The organism is Kineococcus lubricus, from assembly GCF_050871965.1.
Classification (GTDB): domain Bacteria; phylum Actinomycetota; class Actinomycetes; order Actinomycetales; family Kineococcaceae; genus Kineococcus.
This window is the reverse complement of record NZ_JBJLSK010000068.1, coordinates 1-1,989: the sequence shown is the minus strand read 5'-3', so window position 1 is coordinate 1,989 and position 1,989 is coordinate 1. Positions and strand designations below refer to the sequence as shown.

The 1,989-nt window shown below is 76.7% G+C and carries 1 protein-coding gene and 1 pseudogene; one reads left to right on the top strand and one right to left on the bottom strand.

The features are described 5' to 3' along the window. Positions 1-165: 165 nt before the first annotated feature. Positions 166-1,287: a TolB family protein gene (locus ACRYRX_RS22535; protein WP_432515437.1), complete on the top strand. Its 1,122-nt coding sequence runs from the start codon at positions 166-168 to the stop codon at positions 1,285-1,287. Here ACRYRX_RS22535 and ACRYRX_RS22530 read toward each other — a convergent pair. Then, positions 1,281-1,901: pseudogene (locus ACRYRX_RS22530) on the bottom strand (SDR family NAD(P)-dependent oxidoreductase); the annotation flags it as partial. The gene ACRYRX_RS22535 and the pseudogene ACRYRX_RS22530 sit on opposite strands and share 7 nt — an antisense overlap. Between the last annotated feature and the right edge of the window lie 88 nt (positions 1,902-1,989).

Here is a 1,989-nt window from a genome sequence, read left to right as displayed (position 1 = left end):
GCGATCAAGGTCACCCGACGTCGCAGGAGTGCGGGTGTCCTTGATCGCCGTGCGGGTGTCCTTGATCGCGGAGGGGGTGGGGAGGGGATCGCCGGGTCGGGTGAAATCCCCGCGCACCGGGTGCGGACCTGGTGGGATGGGGGTCTGCCGAACCGGGGGGATCTCGTGCGCACGATCGTGGGGACGCTGGGCGTCGCCGTCCTGACCGCGGGTCTGCTGACCACCGCGCCGGTGGCCTCGGCCGCGGCGACCGGTCCGCTGCTGGCCTACCCGGGGGTCTCCACGGACCGGGTGACGGGGCTGGACGCGGTGGACACCGCGACCGGACGGCGGTGGCGCATCGCCGAGGGCGCGCCGTACGACGTGAGCTGGTCGCCCGACGGGAGCCGCATCGCCTGGATCTCCTACGGCGGTGACGACCTGGGCCGCGTCCACGTCGCGGCCGCCGACGGTTCGCAGCGCCGCGACCTCGACGCCGACGGGGACTCCCGGGCCCTGGCGTGGGGGCCGGACGGCACGCTCGCGTGGTTCCACCGCCCGGACTGGGCGCCGACGGACTGCACGACCGACGACCGCCTGCTGCGGCCGGACCTGGTGCTGGAGGCGCCGGACGGGACGCGCCGGGCGCTGGGGACGGTCGCCCCCACGGCCGGTGACCTGACGTTCTCCCCGGACGGCGCGACGGTGGCCTGGCGCGAGCGCGGGGCCGACGTGTGCGGGGCGGCGCCGACGCAGCTCGTCGTCGCGGACGTCGCCACCGGCCGCCAGTCGGTGGTGGCGGGGGCGCAGGACACCGCGGGGCTGAGCTTCTCCTCCGACTCCTCGACGCTCGTGCTGACCCGGCCGACGGCGGAGGGCGGCGACCTGGTGCTCGTGGACGTGGCCGCGCGCACCGCGCGCCAGGTCGTGACGCCCGGCGCGGGGGAGGCGCTGGCCGGCGCGGTCCCCGGCGGGGAGGGGGTCGTCGTGGTCCGGGCGACGGCGACCGAGCGCCGCCTGGCCGTGGTGGACCGCACCGGTGCCGTGGTGCGGGACCTGGCCGACGCCCCGGAGTTCGTCGAGCAGGTGCTCGCCGCCGACCCGGCCTGGGTGGTCGTCGCGGGCCGGTCGCTGCCGTCGGCCGACGGCGCCGTCCAGGACACCCAGGTGTGGCGTCAGCCGCTGGACGGTTCCGCGGCGACGCTGCTCACCGGCACCGGGCAGGCCGGGACGTTCGAGGCGGCGGTCACGGCCGGGGCCCCGGACGCCCCGGTCGTGGAGCGCCGGGTGCGGGGCCTGCGTCAGTAGATGTGCGACCCGCCGTTGATGTCGTACGTCGCGCCGGTGATGTAGGACGCGTCGTCGCTCAGCAGGAACGAGAACAGCGCGGCGATCTCGTCGGCGGTGGCCTGGCGGCCCAGCACGACGTCCTCGCCGAGCTTGGCCTCGATCTCGGGGGTGGTGGCCCCGGCGCGGATGTCGGTCGCCACGACACCGGGGGTGATGGCGTTGACGGTGATCCCGGTGGGGCCGAGCTCGCGGGCCAGCGCGCGGGTGAACCCGAGGACCGCGGCCTTCGCGGCCGAGTAGGGGACGCCGCCGAACACGCCGCCGCCGCGGACCGCGGAGACCGACGACATGTTCGCGATCCGGCCGTACCCGAGGTCCTTCATGGTCGCCGCGACGCGCTTGCTGACGATGTACGTGCCCGTCGCGTTGATCGTCATGATGCGGTTCCACTCGGCGAGGGTGGTCTCGAAGAACCGGGTGGGGGAGGTGACGCCGGCGATGTTCGCGAGGCCGCCGACGGCGGGCATCTCGGCCTCGACGGCGCCGATCGCGGCGTCGACGGACGCCTCGTCGGTGACGTCGACCTTGAAACCCTTGGCGGGGACGCCGAACTCGCGGGCGATCTCCTCGGCGTGGGGGGGGGGGGGGGGGGGGGGGGGGGGGGGGGGGGGGGGGGGGGGGGGCGGGGGGGGGGGGGGGGGGGGGGGGGGGGGGGGGGGG